The organism is Hyella patelloides LEGE 07179 (genome assembly GCF_900659865.1).
Lineage (GTDB): Bacteria > Cyanobacteriota > Cyanobacteriia > Cyanobacteriales > Xenococcaceae > Hyella > Hyella patelloides.
In genome coordinates this window covers 1-16,702 of the sequence record NZ_LR213922.1, presented here as the reverse complement: position 1 = coordinate 16,702, position 16,702 = coordinate 1, and the positions used below count along the sequence as shown (strand labels likewise).

The following is a 16,702-nucleotide window of genomic DNA, read 5'->3' as shown; positions in this document are numbered from 1 at the left end:
TTCTAAGCATATTATTTCCGAACCATATCGAAAACAATTATTTTGGCTGAATTTCTTAAGGATTAACTGCTTAATGTTCCTGAATTCCTAAGTATTACATTTTGACGTGCGGAAGGTGGGATTTAATACCATACCGCATCCAGGGCTATAAAGTAATCCTAACTAATTACTTATTATTGACTCGGTGACTCGGTAACTTCGATTAATTGGGTTGCTGAATTTTCACTAAAGCACTTTGTAAATTAGCAGGAAGCTTACGAATAATTTTTCCATGTTCGCGATCTACTCCCACTAAAGTTACTCTTCCCGTGACGAATAATTCTTGGTAGTCTACCGATTTAATTTCGTAATCCCAGTGAATGCGAACCCCCACTGTTTCAGTAAGGCGAGTTCTGACAATAGCTTTTGTTCCCAGACGAATAGGGCGATGGTACTTTAAAGATAAATCTACTACTGGTAAATCACAACCCAAAGTCACTAATTCAGCAAAATCAACGCCAATAGAGCGTAAACACTCTACTCTAGCAGTTTCCATCCAAGTAAGATAAGTACCATGCCACACTACTCCAGCATAATCAGTATGATGGGGTTGGGCTTTTACTGTATATTCAAACCAATGTTCTGTTTCTGCATCAAATCCTTTTTTTGTCTCAATAGCAGATGTGGGTAATTTTGGTTTGTCGGAGTTTTTTTGATTCATACAGATCGAAGTCAAGAAATACTGATAAAAGAATTATTCAGATATTTAGTATAGCTTTGCTTCGATTGACCTGTAACTAACCATATATTGATTCCTTTTGAACAATTCTTAAATATTTGGCTTCATTGATTCGGAAACGAAGTGCAAATGGTATATTTGTACGAAATTAACAGCTTAAAACCGAGATTGATTCATGGTAAATAGCGATCGCTCTTATCTAACTGCTCCCTCTGCTACTTCTTTAGTGGCTGAACCGACAGAGGAATATCATCATACAGCATCCTCTCAGCAACAGTGGGCGGAGATTTTAGTTGATGTTCCTGGGGTACAAGGCTTGTATACTTATAGTCTGCCAAAAGATTTAAGCGTACAGTTAGGAGATATAGTAAGTGTACCTTTTGGGATGCAAGTTACTGGTGGAATCGTAATTCGCCTTTTAGAAACACCACCAGCAGATTTAGATCGAGAGCGGATTCGTGATGTCGAAGATGTCATTAGTTCGGGGTTTTTTCCTGATGATTATTGGCAATTATTGCAACGAGTCGCTGAATATTATCTAACAGATTTAATGAGTGCGATTAAAGTCGCTTTACCACCAGGGTTATTAGGGCGATCGCAAAGAAGAATTCGCCTGTGTCAAAATAAACTTCCTCCTGGTGCGGAAACCTTTTGTTCTAACGTTGCAAGACAAATTTTACAGCTATTACAGCAGCAAAAAGATGGCAATTACAGTATTAACTATCTGCGCTCTCAGGTAAAAGGAGCAAGCAGAGGAATTAGAGAATTAAGCAAACGCAATTGGATCGAAAGCTATCTCGAATCACCCCGACGCATTCAAGCAAAGTTGCAAACAGCAGTGACTTTAGTTATAGAATCTTGGCTCGAAGATCTAACTCCCAGACAAACGGAAATTTTGCAAATCCTCCGTAACAATGGGGGTGAAATGTGGAAAAAAGCACTTATCAAAGAAGCACGTACCACCGCAGCAACTTTGAATAAAATCATAGCTCTTGGTTACATTACTTTTTCCGAACGAGAAATCCTCAGAAAAGAACAAGGAATCGCGCAAAAAACCGATATTCCCCAACAATTAACCCCAGATCAAGCTACAGCACTCAAGGAAATTAATAATCAAACAGGATACGCACAGCTATTACTCCACGGCGTTACAGGTTCGGGAAAAACAGAAGTTTATTTACAAGCGATCGCTACTATCTTGGAGCAAGGTAAATCTGCATTAGTTTTAGTACCTGAAATTGGTTTAACACCCCAACTAACCGATCGCTTTCGCGCTCGTTTTGGCGAACAAGTATGTGTTTATCACAGTAAACTCTCCGACGGGGAAAGATACGACACTTGGAGACAAACTATCCAAGGCGAACCCCAAATTATTATTGGTACTCGCTCCGCTATTTTTGCTCCTTTACCCAATCTAGGTTTAATTGTCTTAGATGAAGAACACGACTCTAGCTTTAAACAAAATCGCCCCATCCCTACCTATCATGCTCGTACCGTAGCTAATTGGCGAGCAGAATTAAACAATTGTCCCCTCATTTTAGGTTCTGCTACACCCTCTTTAGAGAGTTTAGTTAATTGTCGCGAGGTAGGAACCAATGGCATTCGCCCAATCGATAATCAAACAACATATTACCTATCATTACCAGAAAGAATCGGTTCGCGCCCGTTACCACCTGTAGAGATTGTAGATATGCGGGAAGAATTAAACCGAGGAAACAAATCGGTATTTAGCCTTTCCCTACAAAATGCGATCACAGACATCCAAGCTAGACAACAGCAAGCCATTCTATTTATACCCCGTAGAGGACATAGCACTTTTGTTTCTTGTCGTAGTTGTGGTTTTGTAATGGAATGTCCCCATTGTGATGTTTCCCTTTCCTATCACTACACCCATGAAGGAGCAGCCAAACTATTGCGCTGTCACTACTGCAACTATACCAGTCTACAACCCGATACTTGTCCGCAATGTTGTTCTCCTTATCTCAAGTTTTTTGGTAGCGGTACGCAAAAAGTGACCCAAGAAATTAGTAAGCTGTATCCCGATCTCAGGGTAATTCGTTTTGATAGTGACACTACCCGCAGAAAAAATGCTCATAGAGATTTAATCGCTCGTTTCATCTCCAAAGAAGCTGATATTTTAGTGGGGACACAAATGCTGACTAAAGGTTTAGATATTGCAGGAGTAACACTAGTAGGAGTAGTTTCGGCTGATGGTTTATTACATCGCTCTGATTATCGCGCAGCCGAAAGAGCCTTTCAAACCTTAACCCAGGTAGCAGGTAGAGCAGGTAGAGGAGACGAACCAGGAAAAGTAATCATTCAAACCTATTCTCCAGAACACCCCGTAATTAGAACCGTCAAACACCACGATTATGCTAGTTTTAGCACCACCGAATTAGAACAAAGACAAGCTTTAAGTTATCCGCCCTATGGTAGTTTAATTTTAATTCGACTCAGTAGCATTGAAGAATCGGAAGTCCAGAAAAATGCATCAGCGATCGCTGATGCTTGTATCGATCTACTGGATGAATCATGGTCAGTTTTAGGGCCTGCTCCTGCCAGTATCATGAAAGTAGCCCGCCGTTACCGTTGGCAAATTCTCTTAAAAAATACCGAAACTCAGACTAGCAACTTACCAGACTTAAGCAGTTTAAAAGAACATTGCTCTCAAGCTGTCAGCATGACTATCGATGTCGATCCAATTAATATTGATTAAATGATAAATACTTGGATAAAACTAAATTTGTTGGTTGAGGATAGAAAACAAAAAAAGATAAAGTATCTTAATATTTACTTCAACTACTGTAATTGATAACTGTTCACTGTTGATTGCCGAAAGGTAGCCAAATGCTAAATATAGTTGTTCCTGGCTCACTCTCCACAGCAATATTTCCTTGATGTTTATCAATAATTTTCTGACAAATATGTAATCCTAAACCACTACCTTCTCCTGTGGGTTTGGTAGTAAAAAATGGCTCAAATATTCGCTCTCTAATATTTGTGGGAATACCGCAACCTGAATCCATAATTGTTATTTGTATGCCATTACTTTCTTTTTTCGTAGTAATAGTTAGAGTTCCTCCTTGTTTCATTGCCTGAATACTGTTATGAATTAGATTTGTCCAGACTTGAATTAATTCGTCAGGATAACACCAAATCAAAGAATTATTTTGATAATTACGAATAACTTCAATATTTTGTTTTAATTGATTGTGATAAATTTGTAAAATAGTTTCTATACCATCGGTAATGCTTACTAACTGTTTTGTGTCACTTTGGTCAAAGCGAGCATAATTCTTGAGGGCAAAAACAACTTTAGAAGCTTTTTCTACTGAGGTAAGAATAGTTCGATTATTTATTACTAAGCTAGTCAAGTTATATGCTACATCTAAAATAAAATTAACTTGTGAATGCTGCAATAAACAAAAGTAATCATCAATATTCTCGTAAACTCCAAGATAAATCAAAATATCAGCAACCTGTCTCGGATTATCAATATTATATTCTTTTAGTTGCTTGGTAATTTGGCGTTTTAAAGAACGTTTTTCCTTAGAAGAAAAAAGCATTTTACTAGTAACAGTCTGCTCTATCAAATGTGAAAAAACTTCAGTTTCTTCTTCTGTTAAATATTGAGATAGTTCTGGAAAATCTGCGATCGCAGCCAAGGAAGCTTTAGTATTATTGCTAGCTGAGGCTTGAATTGCCCCCAAGGGAGTATTAATTTCATGGGCGATTCCTGCAATTAATTGACCTAATGCTGCTAGTTTTTCTTGTTGAATTAATTGTTGTTGAGTCTGCTGTAATTCTTTTAAAGTTTTTTCCAGATTAATTGTTTTTTGTTGGAGTCGATTAACATATTCTGCTTGTTGTACTGCCACAGCTAAATGATTAGCAACTTGGATCGTTAAGTCAATTTCTAGCTGATTCCAGACTCGTACTCCATTATTTTGATAGGTTGCAAATAAACCCCAAAGTATTTCATGTTGAAATATGGGAACAATTAAATAGGCTTTGGCTTGATACTTTTCTAGTGACTCAATGTAACAATCAGAAAAACCTTGGGTATAGATGTCATCAACCGCGGTAAACTGTTGTCGATTAGTATATTTTCCCCCTTGAGTTTCTTGAAGGAAAGTATCAACTTTAGTGATATCTCCTTGTTCTCCGTAAGACCAATTTCTGAGCAAACAGCGATCGCCCTTAAGATGACCACCACCTACTATTTCATTTTTATCTGATTCAATTAAAAGTGAAATCCAACCGCTAGCTACTGATTCAGCAACTACTTGACCACTCCAGTCAGAATTAAATTGATATATAATCACGCGATCGCTTTGTAAAGCTTGACGCATCTCTTGAGTAGTCACCTTAAAGATTGTATTGATATCCTGAGAACGACGGACTTTATCAATAATAGTTGCTGTAACCTTTGTTCTTTCAGCAATTATTGTTTCTAGCTGATTTGATTCTTTTTTTAACATTAAAGTAACTGGTGTAATCACTGACGATAAATAATAAGTTCTTAACTATATTTCGGATCTTTCATACTTAATATATTAGATGTTGCAGATAATATTCATTTCTTATTAAGTGGATAGCCTAAAATTCTAGTAAATTCAATTGCTTTTCTACTTGTCGCATAATTGCTTTTAAAGTACTTAAATCACCGACATTGGCAGAATTTTGACACCTTCTAATTTTCTTAAGACTCTTTTCTAATTTTTGCGCCAAATAAATCGCTTGATCTAAAGTTTTATCTGCTTGACTTTGCTCATAAAACTTGAGTGCTTGACCTCTTAAAACTTGAAGGGTGATTTCTTCTCCCAATTTTCCTATCAAAAACTCAATACGTAATAAGACTCTTTCGTGATTATAATATCTTTGTAATGCTACTTTTTGCGCCTTTTTTAATTTAGTTAATGGCAGTTTTGCCATCATTTTTATTTCTTTGATTATTTCTTCAAATAGTGCAAGAGGAACTTTATCGAGAGAAGATTGAACTATTCCATCTTGACAGCATAATATGCGACCATAATTATGATGTTGCTGTAAATAAAGTCTTCCAATTCCTTTTGAGACAATTCTCGATAATAATTCTTGCCATAATGATTCTGGAGGTAAGTTGATTAAAGATTCTAAAGGACTAGCAGAATAGTTGGCTTTGAGAGCTAAATGAATATTTTGTTCGCTTTTTTTATGAGTGCAAATAGAAGTATTATTAGTTACTTCGACATTATTAATTTGTGGTTCACTAAAAAAGATTTGTGATTGCTCCTCCTTATTAGTTATTTTTTCTTGTTTGTTATTAACAATAAAAGTTGGTCTTTCATAAAGTTCCTTAGCAGAAGGTGTTGCTTCTTGCTGTTCGGGAAGATCGATTAAAGTTGCAGAGTTATTCAAAGACGAATTACTTTTTGCTTCTTCGGGAAGATCGATTAAAGTCGCAGAGTTATTTAAAGACGAATTACTTTTTGCTTCTTCGGGAAGATCGATTAAAGTCGCAGAGTTATTTAAAGACGAATTACTTTTTGCTTCTTCGGGAAGATCGATTAAAGTTGCAGAGGTAGTAGTGAGTTTGGATGGTTGAATCGAATTATTAGAAGAAGAATTTGAGGGATTACCTTTTTTAAGATAAGCTGCCAAAACTAACTGATGAGTTTGAGCATCTATAGCTTGAGTATGAAAACTATAATCGAGAGAACTTATTAGGGGTTGAATGTGTTGAATTGTTTTTTTGTCTTTAGGGTCAACCATCCCTAAAACTAAATGGTTATCAGATAACTCTAAAGGTAATATTTGATAGTGAAGACAACATTCCAAAGAAAATACACTATCAATTAAGTTGAATACAGCTTCATAATCTGCTATCATTTTATATAAAGAATCAAATTGAGACATTATTTATACTGCAGTTTGTAGTCAATTTTTGGTCACAGATGAAACAATAAAGCTTCTTCTGACTTCGTAAAAATTTACTTTTAAAATATTAAAATTACTAAAATAAGACAAAAATTTGTCTGACCTTTAATTCTAAGTTACCCAAACTGACCCACAAGTGTAGCAATAGAACGAAGAAAAATCATTTAAGTCTCTACACAATTTAACGATTGTACCGATAATAATTGTTGTGTAATCCCAAATCCGTTTAGTAAAACCCCCAATAAATATCCAGTGTAGATACGTATCATGATACGTCTTGGAGTGGGTTTAACGGTTTCATCTATAAATTGGGTATATAATTCGGATTCGGTATAAATAGGATTTAGTATAATTTCTTATCCTCTGCGGATATTGCACAAAAAAGAAAAGAAGGAGCATCTTAGCTTATAAGAAAACCTCGCGCTCACTTCTTGACTGAAGATACAGTATTTTTAGATTACTAACGTTTGATCGATAATTGATAAAGAATGAAAGGAGGAAATGCTTCTTAACCAAAAATATTTCTAATCCTGTGTTGGTTTAATCGGTTTGAATCAAATTATCGTCTGGATTTACTAGACGAAGTAGCTTTTGTTTAATTTGCTTATCAAAGACTTCCCATTTCAGCTTGGCATAATCAGAGTTGTCGTTAAAGCTACCTAAAAAGCCTACAGGAATCTCAAAACCACCAGCCATATATCTACCACCACCGAAGAATCTTCCTTGAGCATCTTTACCAAAAGTTTCTTTGATGAATTCATCAGGATCGAGGGTTAGTTTGGTTGTTCTTAAAGAACCAATGACCAACTCAATATCTTGGTCTTCATGATGAACAATGCCATATACTACAGCAGTGTGGATATCTTCTTCTGTAACGAGGAAATCAGCAGCTTGAGGAATAGCATCACGATTTTCATAACGAAGATAACCAACACCAGAAAGAGAGAAGTTGTTTTTAATGATGCGGTTACGCAAAGCTCTTTCAATAACATCCATGACTCGACGCGATCGCGCAGACTGCAAAACAGCATTTAGTAATTGGGAGTCATAAAAACTACTGAGATAAGCAGCAGCCAAAAACTCTTCTTCCTGAGCTTGCATTAAGCGATTAGTATCAGAGCGTAAACCGTGCATTAAAGAGGTGGCACATTTCACATGAGTTTTATTGTTCCTATCGAATTCTAATAGCCCTTGTTGGATATATTGAGTCAAAATAGTAGCAGTAGCGCGGATTTGAGGACGCAAATCGACAAATTCGGCTTCTAACTCTCTCTGTTTAGTATGGTGATCCATCACCGCAATGAAAGGAATTTCTGCTGCTTCTATTATTGGATACAATTGGCTATTAGTCCCTTGACTATCAACCAATACACAGCCTTGATAAGTAGAAAGGTCTATTTTTTGCAGTGATTCTACCGTATGACGTTCTGCGGGTAGGTTTGTTAGTTTAACTAGGGCGATATTTTCCTGATGGGATAATCTACCTCCATAAACAATGTCACAGTGAATATTGTAATTTTCTGCTATTAGCTTATACGCCCACGCGCTAGAAAGTGCATCAGGATCGGGAAAGTCTTGGATTACAATAATTTGAGACTCATCTCTGTGTTTTTCTAAAACAGTTTGTAACTGTTTTGTGATGGAATTGGATATTTCTGTGTTATTTTTTGATGATAATTCTACGGAATCATCAGTTGAAGCTTTAACCAACTCTGCGGTGGTTTGAGGGTGGTTTTGATCGGAATTATTGTGAGGAAAAGTAGTTAGATTAGAAGACATTATTTTGTTGTGGTAATCAAAAAATCACCAATTTATACGGCAGAACTTATAATAGTTGAGTTATATATATATAGTTATATTTATATATAGAGTAAAAGTCTATCATGAGGCTGCATTCTCTATAGTATCTGATAGCTCAAATTCCGATCACGTATTTCTTCCATTCCTGATTGTGGTTACCCTGAGTACACTTGAGCAATTCAAAGTGTAAACTGCTATGAGGTCGTCGAGGTTTAGTCAACAAATTCATGTTAGCTTCTTTAGGGGTACGGTTGCCTTTTTTCACATTGCAACGAACACAAGCAGCTACTAGGTTTTCCCAAGTATCTCCACCACCACGGGAACGGGGTAAAACATGATCGAGGGTTAATTGATCTCTTTTGGTGTTACAGTACTGACAAGTATTGCGATCGCGCTCTAAAACGTTCCGTCTTGTTAAAGGGATTTCTTTGTATGGTACTCTAACATAGTAACGCAGACGGATTACAGTAGGAAAAGGCAAATCTGCATAAAGAACTCGATTACTGTGTTCGAGTTGTTCTGCTTTACCTTTAAGCAACAATACAATAGCCCTACGCCAACTTGTGATATTTAATGGTTCGTAGGAAGCATTCAGTACCAGAACCTTACCCATATTAATTATTCTATTATTTTATGAGAAATGGTAGCACAGACTCGTTAGAGAGTGAGGAAAAAGGATACCGAACGAGGGATAATTGATAATTGATAACGAATAATTGAGTAAATGACTATTATTAATGAACGCCAAACTAATTGGCTCAATTTCTATAACTCCTCTCTGGGTAAAAAAATTATTACAGGAGTTACTGGCTTAGGACTAACTCTTTTTGTTTTATTTCACATGATCGCTAATTTGGTACTACTTAGCGATCGCGAAGCTTATAATCAATTGGCTCATTGGCTCAATAGTTTGAGTTTTCTACTTTATGGAGTGGAATTGATTTTACTAACCGCCGTAGTTTTTCATATTGTAGTGGGAATTTCGATTCATCTGAAAGCAAAGCGATCGCGTCCTGAATCTTATAATCAGCTTGAGAGTGCTGGTATACCAAGTAAACAGTCTTTAAGCTCTCGCTCCATGACAATTACAGGCATTACTATCATCGGGTTTCTGGTGTGGCATCTCTTAAGTTTTAAGTTTGGTACTTACTATTCCACGACAATTGATGGAGTAGCCATGAGAGATTTAGGCAAATTAGTCATCGAGAAGTTTCACAACCCTGTTTATGCTTTTGGTTATTTGGGATTTATCACTTTTTTAGGTGTTCATCTGCGTCACGGAATTTGGAGTGCATGGCAATCTTTAGGAGTCTTAAATGGACGAACTAGCTCTTTAATTTACGGAGTATCTTTAATCTTAGCGGTTGTGATTACTCTGGGTTTTATCGCACTTCCTTTAACAATCTATTTTGGTGTGATTGGTTAAATGATATTGGGTTCACTTTCAATAACTGTGCGATCGTTTAATAAGCGCAAAGTATCCAAGTAAGCATCATTAACATTGAGGTAGCTGGCAAGTAGTTCATCATACTTCTGTTCTAGCTCATGCTGTTTTTGACGCTGTTCTTTCAGTTGTGCTAAAAGCTGCAAAGCAATTTCACGAGCAGAATGGGGATGTTTTGCAATATATCTTTTAATGGTTTCTTGAACGAAGTCAAGCTCAATAGTAGGATAAGCCTCTTCTGATTGATTCATCATTTTTGATCGCTCCATAGTTAAGTTAATCGATCGTTACTATCTTTTATTTGGCTGAAACCCTTCAGAGAAAATACTGAAAATTTACTGAGAAAGATCGTCAGTTATCAATTAGTGGTTAGTTGGTGTTTGTTGGTTGTCACTTATTACCTAATTACCTCCCTAATCATTCTTTTTGTTGTTTATACAATTCCTTAAACTTACGCTGTTGTACTTTATGATCGACAATTTTTTGGGGATAATTACAGCTATAACGTTCTAAATCGGTAATTTTACCTGTAACTAAACACTCAGTATCAATAGAGCGCAATTCTGGCAACCATTCACGAATATATTCTGCTTCAGGATCGAATTTTTGTGCTTGAGATGCAGGATTAAAAATTCTGAGAGGTTTGGGATCCATCCCACTAGAAGCACTCCACTGCCAACCCCCATTATTAGAAGCTAAATCTCCATCAAAGAGCTTTTGCATAAAGTATTTTTCCCCCCATTGCCAATCTATAATTAAGTCCTTGGTTAAAAAACTAGCTACGATCATGCGACAGCGATTATGCATCCACCCTGTTTCATTCAACTGTCTCATAGCTGCGTCAACAATCGGATAACCTGTTTTTCCTTCACACCAAGCCTGAAAATGAGATTGGTTATTATCCCAAGGAAATTCTTTAAATTCTTTGCGATAAGCACCCTGCTCTAATTCAGGGAAAAAATGCAAACAATGCTGATAAAATTCGCGCCAGGCTAACTCTTTTTGCCAGGTAATGATATTCTCTTTAGCTTCATCGCTGCGACAATTAGTTAAAGCCTCTGTAGTAGCTTGCCACACTGTACGAATCCCAATTGCACCAAATTTCAACGCAGCACTTAATAAAGATGTGCCATTTACCCAAGGAAAGTTTCTCTGTTCGTCATATTCATAGATTGAGCGATCGCAAAAATGCTCTAACTGCTCTTTAGCTGCTTTTTCTCCAGGTTTTAGTAAGAGAGGATTATCCCATTTAAAACCTAATAATTCTGCTGTGGGTAATTTGATAACTCCTTCTATATCAGTATCTTCTAAGCCTTGAAGAGATTCAAGATTTTTTGCGATCGCTGGTTTTGCTTGTTGATTCCAATTACGCCAAAAAGGAGTATAAACTTTGTAGGGTGCTTCTGATTGGGTAAGAACTTCTCCTGGGTAATGCAATAATTTATCCCAGAAAGTAGCAACAGTAATTTCGTTTTCTTCTAGTGCCGTTGCCACTTCGCGATCGCGTTTTTTCGAGTATGGTTCGACATCAAGATTCCAGTATACCGCTTTGGCTTTTAAAGTTTTTGCTAGTTGAGGAATTACTTTGACAGGTTTCCCTTGAACAATTAATAGCTTACTACCTAAGCTCTGATAACTTTGCTCTAACTCTGCTAAACAACCAATCATGTATTTTACTCTAGCTGGTGCTACATCATCTCGACTCAGGATATCCTTGTCAATGCAAAATAAACCTGCTATGTGAGAACTTTTTTGCCTGGCTACGCTTAAACCAATGTTATCTGAAACACGTAAATCACCACGATGCCAAAACAAAATTAAATCAGACATAAATATTGAGTAAGTATTTTTGTTCTAAAAGTAATTTATCTCAAAAATACAATTCTTCGCAATAGCAGTGCCAATAATTCTCAATCGACAATCATATCTTCATATTTTTGATTAAAAGTATTTAAAAGCCAATAAGATCGGTGTTTTTTATCTGTTGTCAACTTAAGATATAGCAATCCTAAATAGACCTAAATGATTTTGGAAAACTAATATGAGACAAAGAATCAATAACTGTGAGGTACATCGAAGTTTTCTTGACAAGTGCAATTACCCTGTTGACAAAAGACATTTAGCTACACAATTTGCACAACTTAAAATCGCGTAGCGATTAGCTTTCTTGCTATAGGCTATAAGCTATGGGCAAGACTTGCATAGTTAGGGAATTAAACCCACGATTATGCCTTATTCCACTATGCAAGAAGTGGAGGAATTAAACAAAGCTTATAGCTGGTTAAATAGGATTGCTACATCTTATTTTGTATCGAGGCGCGATTACTCGCGCCCTTAATCAAATCATGAGTTTAGCTTAAGTCTTTAACGTTTTCGGTAATTTCTGTAGCTGTTTCTGTAGTGGCTTTGGTGCCATCTTCTATTGCATCTTGAGCCGTATCGGTAGCTTCTTTTAAGATTTTTTGAGACTCATCGGGGACATTTTCCAGATTATCTTTCAGAGTGCTGGTTCTTTTAGCTACATCCTTTACTACCTCTTCTTTTTGAACTTCTTCTATTGTGTCGCCCAAGTTTTCGGTAATTTCTGTAGCTGTTTCTGTAGTGGCTTTAGTGCTATCTTCTATTGCATTGAGCCGTATCGGTAGCTTCTTTTAAGGTTTTTTGAGCCTCATCGGGGACATTTTCCAGATTGTTTTTCAGAGTGCTGGTTCTTTGTTTTACATCTTGTACTACATCTTCTTTTTGCGCTTCTTCTATTTTATCGTCCAAGTTTTTTTGAATTTCTGTAGCTGTTTCTGTAGTGGCTTCAGTGCCATCTTCTATTGCATCTTGAGCCGTATCGGTAGCTTCTTTTAAGGTTTTTTGAGCCTCATTGGAGACATTTTCCAGATTGTTTTTCAGAGTACTGGTTCTTTTTTTGACATCCTGTACCGCATCTTCTTTTTGATCTTCAATAGCTTGGGGTATCTCTTTCTGAGCTTCTTCTATTTTATTACCAGCACGGTCAATAATGCTTTCGACCGAGTCACCTAAATTATCTTTTTGACGGCTTTTAGCTGTATCAACCAATGTTTTTGCTTTAGCCTTAGTTTCTGCATCATATCTGGTGTCGTCATTATAGCCATTCATACCGCCTTCAAGAGACCGATCGGCATCATCATTGTAAGTATCAGGCATTGTTTTGTTAGCTGTATCAGTATCAGTATCGGCTTTACCTTCAGTTTGAGTTACATTACCGTTACTACAGGCTGTACTGATGACTAATAAAAACCCTGCTAAGAATACGGTGAAGACTTGCTTCAGTTTCAGAGATTTTATAATTTGAACGAGCTTCTTCATTGTTTACTCTTGATTGTTACATTTCTTATGTAGCACATAAAAAAACAAAGAGTTGATAGTTTTATCAAAAGTACAATGATCTCAATAGATTAATAGTTATTTAAATAGGTTAATAGTTACAGAAAAGGCAATACCGAACCAATTAATTGATTGTTTGTCTTCTTTAATATCTAGTTACAAAAAAAACGATCCCTCATCCTAATTTCTTATTAGCAACTAAATTCAATCGGTTTATTGACATATATTTATTGTCTTAAAAGAAAAAATATAACTTTTGCCCCACACAAAACTTTATATTGTTTTAAGATTTTTATATGGCAAGTTAGCTCTTGCAACTAACTCCTAAAGCAGTAACCCTCTCTTGAAAAAAACAGCTTGGTGTCAATAGTCTACCCCAATAAACAATAATGGATAAAAACTTACCGACTAGCGGGCAACTAGAAAGAAATCTTTCTCAAGATAGACAAAAACTGTATCGCCAAAAACTAAAACATTTTCCAAGGAAAGTAACCTGCCAGCCTTTTGGCAACCAACTGGCAATTTTGATCGAAGATGCACTAACGTTAATAAATCGATCCCTTAGTGAGAAGCGACCCAACAAGGCACATACAAGCTGAGGTCAGTTCTAGCGAGATCGACTCAGTAGATACGTCTCAGCTTACTATTTAACTTTATCGCCCTTAAATTTGCGTTACATTTATCTAAAGATAGATTGCGTAAAAAATAATAAAAACAGGTTTTATTCATGGTAACTTATTCCAAGTATTGATTACTCTGCTGATAATTTAATTCATCATGAATCTGACTCATGATAAAAGTTTAAAAACTTTTGTTCGCTTTAATTTAATCGATCGAATAGATTCTAATAATTGAGGTTATTGAGAGAAATAAAACATGAAATTTGATTTTGCTTATACCAGACTATATGTCAATGACTACAACACTTGTTTGCAGTTTTATCGAGATATTTTAGGACTAAAAGCCACTTTTGTTTCTCAAATTGATCGCTATGCCGAACTAACAAGCGGTAAAACAAAACTAACTATAATGTGTCGTACTATACTCAAAGAATATTTTGGCAATCAAACTCTTGTTTCATTTGGAACGAAAGATGATGCGATAGCAGTAAGTTTAGGCGTTAAAAATATAGATGAAGCCTGTAAATATTTAGAAGGAAAAGAAGTCGAAATCGTATCTCAACCCTGGAACTTTAAAAACTGGGGAATTAAATTAGCATTGGTACGCGATCCTGAAGGTAATTTAATCGAACTGATTCAAGAGTCTCAAATGGTGGGTGCAGAATAAACAGTACTCCGCCTTTAGAGGACGGACGAGGATTACAAGCTGAGGATACTGGGTTTGAGGAAGCCTCAAACCTATAAGTTGTCCATCTAGAGAAAGCCTACAGAAACAGCAATGCCCAGCTTATGTTTACTTCCTAAAATTTACATGGTGCTTAGATTTGAATTCTGTACTTTTAGCCCCCTCAAGCAGATAGTTGTCCACCTGTAACGTCATAGAGTGCGCCTGTGACAAAGCTGCTATCAGAGGAAGCCATAAACATTAAACTTCCCTTGGAAACCTCGCGCATTCGCGGACTTACCGAACGCGCACCAAGCAGCTTCTACCTCCCACTGGTTCAACTAATCCATAAAGATAATAGTAGTTACAATGTGATTGTAAAATCTGTTCTGGCTTTACTCTTTTCAAAATAATTTAGCGATCGCTTTTTCTGATAGACTAGTTTAAAAGCGATCGCAAAAGCAATTAATTTGAGGAATTTAAAGAATAAAAATACTAGCTTAAATCTACTTTTTTAGTTTTAGCTTGATAATAATTTCTTCTGCGCTTTAACCCAAAACCAGCACCTACGAGTAAAATACCGAGAGTGGGCGAAAATTCAAAAGGAACAGCAGTCACATCAATCACATCACCATTCGCTAAAACATGGGAATTAAAGCTAAATTGATCGGCATTAGTGGATGATGCTTGATAACCAATGGTTGCGCCAGCACCAAAGTCAAAAGAGGCGTTTCCAAAATCAATATCGCTATAGGCAAAACGAGCCAAAGTTGAGGCAGTCTCAAATAATTGTACTTGAAAAGTAATTTCTCCATCAATACCACTATCGTGGCGATGAATACTATCCCATTGAACAATTAAAGTATTAATTCCACATTTTTATGGATAGTAAAAATCAAAAGTAGGACGAGGTAAACCCCACCTTAAAATTTACCTATTGTATTTTGTCTTTTAATTGGTATAAGTAACCTTCAGTTGCCTGAATTTAATAGTACTATTGTTTTTAAGCAAGGGTGAAAACCAGATCGAATACTTAACCAAGAATATACTTACAGATTTCTACTGAAGTGAAATCAAAGTTATCAAATCAAGATACAACATCAAATATTTTGTACTTCTTAACTAGCTTTCTTGCGAGTGTAATCGATAATTACAGGAATTGATAAAGCAATAACAGCAATTACCAAAGCAGCAACTCCTGCTTGAGCTACCCAGCTAACAATCTGTTGTAAAGAAACAATGCGTCCTAAAAAGAAAGATAAACTGACAATCACGGTTGCCCAAACTGTTGCACCACCGATATTGTATAGTAGAAACTTTTTGTAAGGCATTTGGGTAATTCCCGCGAGAGGGCCAGCGAAAATCCGCAATAAAGTGATGAAGCGACCAAAAAAAACCGCCTTTGCTGCATTCTGGGCATATTTTTCTTTAGCAATGTTTAGTTTTTCTTCTTCTAGGCGAAAAATGCGTCCTACTCTAAGCAAAAACTGCCAACCACCTGTTTTGCCAACCCAGTAGCCAAAACTGTCTCCTAAAACAGCACCAGCGATGGCAGAGCCTAAAACACCCCAGTAGCCTAGTTCTCCACTCCCTGCTAAGAAACCGCCCACAATTGTAATAGTTTCTCCTGGCAGGGGAATACCTGTGTTTTCAATGGCAATCCCCAAAAATATCGCCCAATAACCGTATTGGCGAGCAAGTTCTTGGGCATTTTCTAAAGACAGCAACTCGACAGTCATTAAAGATCATTACAAAAGTTTACCTTCTTCCACATCTTGACGCGAACTAGGCTGAAGTGTCAACTAAGCTTTTGAAGTTGTGATGTCAGCGATACAAATACGATGAATCGGGAAAACAATAATTGGTCGATTACAAACATAGTAGTTTCAAATAGAAACTACGGCGTTGGTGAATCAAGGTATGATTTTTAAATTTTCATACTGTACTCTTCTTAAAAAAGCCCTAAAGGATTCCCTTCGGTCACGCACGCCCCGTTCGAGGAAACCTCGAACATAGGGACGGAGCAAGAAGCTTAGAGCTTAGAGCTTTGAAGCTCCAAGCTACGAACAGAAACATTGAGCAAGGAAGCCCGTCGCCCTAAAGGATACACCTTCGGATAAGGTTTCCTCGACATGGGCAAGTCTTGCTTTTGTACGTCATACATCAAATTACCAACGCCG

General features: G+C 36.7%; 15 protein-coding genes. 4 read left to right on the top strand and 11 right to left on the bottom strand.

The annotated features are described in order from the left end of the window. Positions 1–202: 202 nt before the first annotated feature. On the bottom strand, positions 203–700 hold the full coding sequence (locus H1P_RS21175) for an acyl-CoA thioesterase (RefSeq protein WP_144871077.1): 498 nt from the start codon (positions 698–700) through the stop codon (positions 203–205). Between the two features lie 193 nt (positions 701–893). On the opposite strand from H1P_RS21175, the gene priA reads away from it, so the two are divergent. Next, positions 894–3,434 carry a primosomal protein N' gene (priA, locus tag H1P_RS21170; protein ID WP_144871075.1) on the top strand — a complete coding sequence of 847 codons (2,541 nt, stop codon included), beginning with the start codon at positions 894–896 and terminating at the stop codon, positions 3,432–3,434. A 103-nt stretch (positions 3,435–3,537) separates the two neighbouring features. On the opposite strand, the gene H1P_RS21165 is transcribed toward priA, so the two are convergent. The 4 genes from H1P_RS21165 to H1P_RS21150 form a co-directional block, all read right to left on the bottom strand. Next, complete coding sequence (locus H1P_RS21165; RefSeq protein WP_246141870.1) at positions 3,538–5,220, bottom strand: GAF domain-containing sensor histidine kinase; 1,683 nt, start codon at positions 5,218–5,220, stop codon at positions 3,538–3,540. A gap of 97 nt (positions 5,221–5,317) precedes the next feature. After that, on the bottom strand, positions 5,318–6,616 hold the full coding sequence (locus H1P_RS21160) for a GspE/PulE/PilB domain-containing protein (protein ID WP_144871073.1): 1,299 nt from the start codon (positions 6,614–6,616) through the stop codon (positions 5,318–5,320). A gap of 561 nt (positions 6,617–7,177) precedes the next feature. Continuing rightward, entirely contained in the window at positions 7,178–8,416 is a 1,239-nt protein-coding gene (locus H1P_RS21155) for a DHH family phosphoesterase (RefSeq protein WP_144871071.1), read from the bottom strand. A gap of 136 nt (positions 8,417–8,552) precedes the next feature. Next, entirely contained in the window at positions 8,553–9,050 is a 498-nt protein-coding gene (locus tag H1P_RS21150; protein ID WP_144871069.1) for an HNH endonuclease, read from the bottom strand. Positions 9,051–9,161: 111 nt separating this feature from the next. On the opposite strand from H1P_RS21150, the gene H1P_RS21145 reads away from it, so the two are divergent. Then, entirely contained in the window at positions 9,162–9,863 is a 702-nt protein-coding gene (locus H1P_RS21145; protein ID WP_144871067.1) for a succinate dehydrogenase cytochrome b subunit, read from the top strand. Here the strand turns inward: H1P_RS21145 and H1P_RS21140 are convergent. The 4 genes from H1P_RS21140 to H1P_RS21125 all read right to left on the bottom strand — a co-directional run bounded on the left by H1P_RS21140 (position 9,860) and on the right by H1P_RS21125 (position 13,220). Continuing rightward, entirely contained in the window at positions 9,860–10,135 is a 276-nt protein-coding gene (locus tag H1P_RS21140) for a hypothetical protein (RefSeq protein ID WP_222427157.1), read from the bottom strand. The genes H1P_RS21145 and H1P_RS21140 overlap by 4 nt on opposite strands. Before the next feature lie 163 nt (positions 10,136–10,298). Beyond that, positions 10,299–11,711, bottom strand: coding sequence for an FAD-binding domain-containing protein (locus tag H1P_RS21135; protein ID WP_144871063.1), 1,413 nt, complete (start codon positions 11,709–11,711; stop codon positions 10,299–10,301). 521 nt (positions 11,712–12,232) lie between these two features. Continuing rightward, on the bottom strand, positions 12,233–12,451 hold the full coding sequence (locus tag H1P_RS21130; protein ID WP_144871061.1) for a hypothetical protein: 219 nt from the start codon (positions 12,449–12,451) through the stop codon (positions 12,233–12,235). Between the two features lie 43 nt (positions 12,452–12,494). After that, entirely contained in the window at positions 12,495–13,220 is a 726-nt protein-coding gene (locus H1P_RS21125; protein WP_144871059.1) for a DUF6658 family protein, read from the bottom strand. A 407-nt stretch (positions 13,221–13,627) separates the two neighbouring features. Here H1P_RS21125 and H1P_RS21120 point away from each other — a divergent pair, with 407 nt between their 5' ends. Then, the gene (locus H1P_RS21120) at positions 13,628–13,837 is read left to right on the top strand and encodes a Na-translocating system protein MpsC family protein (protein ID WP_144871057.1); all 210 of its coding nucleotides are present in this window, start codon (positions 13,628–13,630) and stop codon (positions 13,835–13,837) included. Positions 13,838–14,114: 277 nt separating this feature from the next. Beyond that, entirely contained in the window at positions 14,115–14,525 is a 411-nt protein-coding gene (locus H1P_RS21115) for a VOC family protein (RefSeq protein WP_144871055.1), read from the top strand. A gap of 492 nt (positions 14,526–15,017) precedes the next feature. Here the strand turns inward: H1P_RS21115 and H1P_RS21110 are convergent, their stop codons facing one another. Both H1P_RS21110 and H1P_RS21105 read right to left on the bottom strand, forming a co-directional pair. Beyond that, complete coding sequence (locus H1P_RS21110) at positions 15,018–15,290, bottom strand: PFE-CTERM domain-containing protein (RefSeq protein WP_144871053.1); 273 nt, start codon at positions 15,288–15,290, stop codon at positions 15,018–15,020. A 350-nt stretch (positions 15,291–15,640) separates the two neighbouring features. Then, complete coding sequence (locus tag H1P_RS21105) at positions 15,641–16,261, bottom strand: DedA family protein (protein WP_144871051.1); 621 nt, start codon at positions 16,259–16,261, stop codon at positions 15,641–15,643. Between the last annotated feature and the right edge of the window lie 441 nt (positions 16,262–16,702).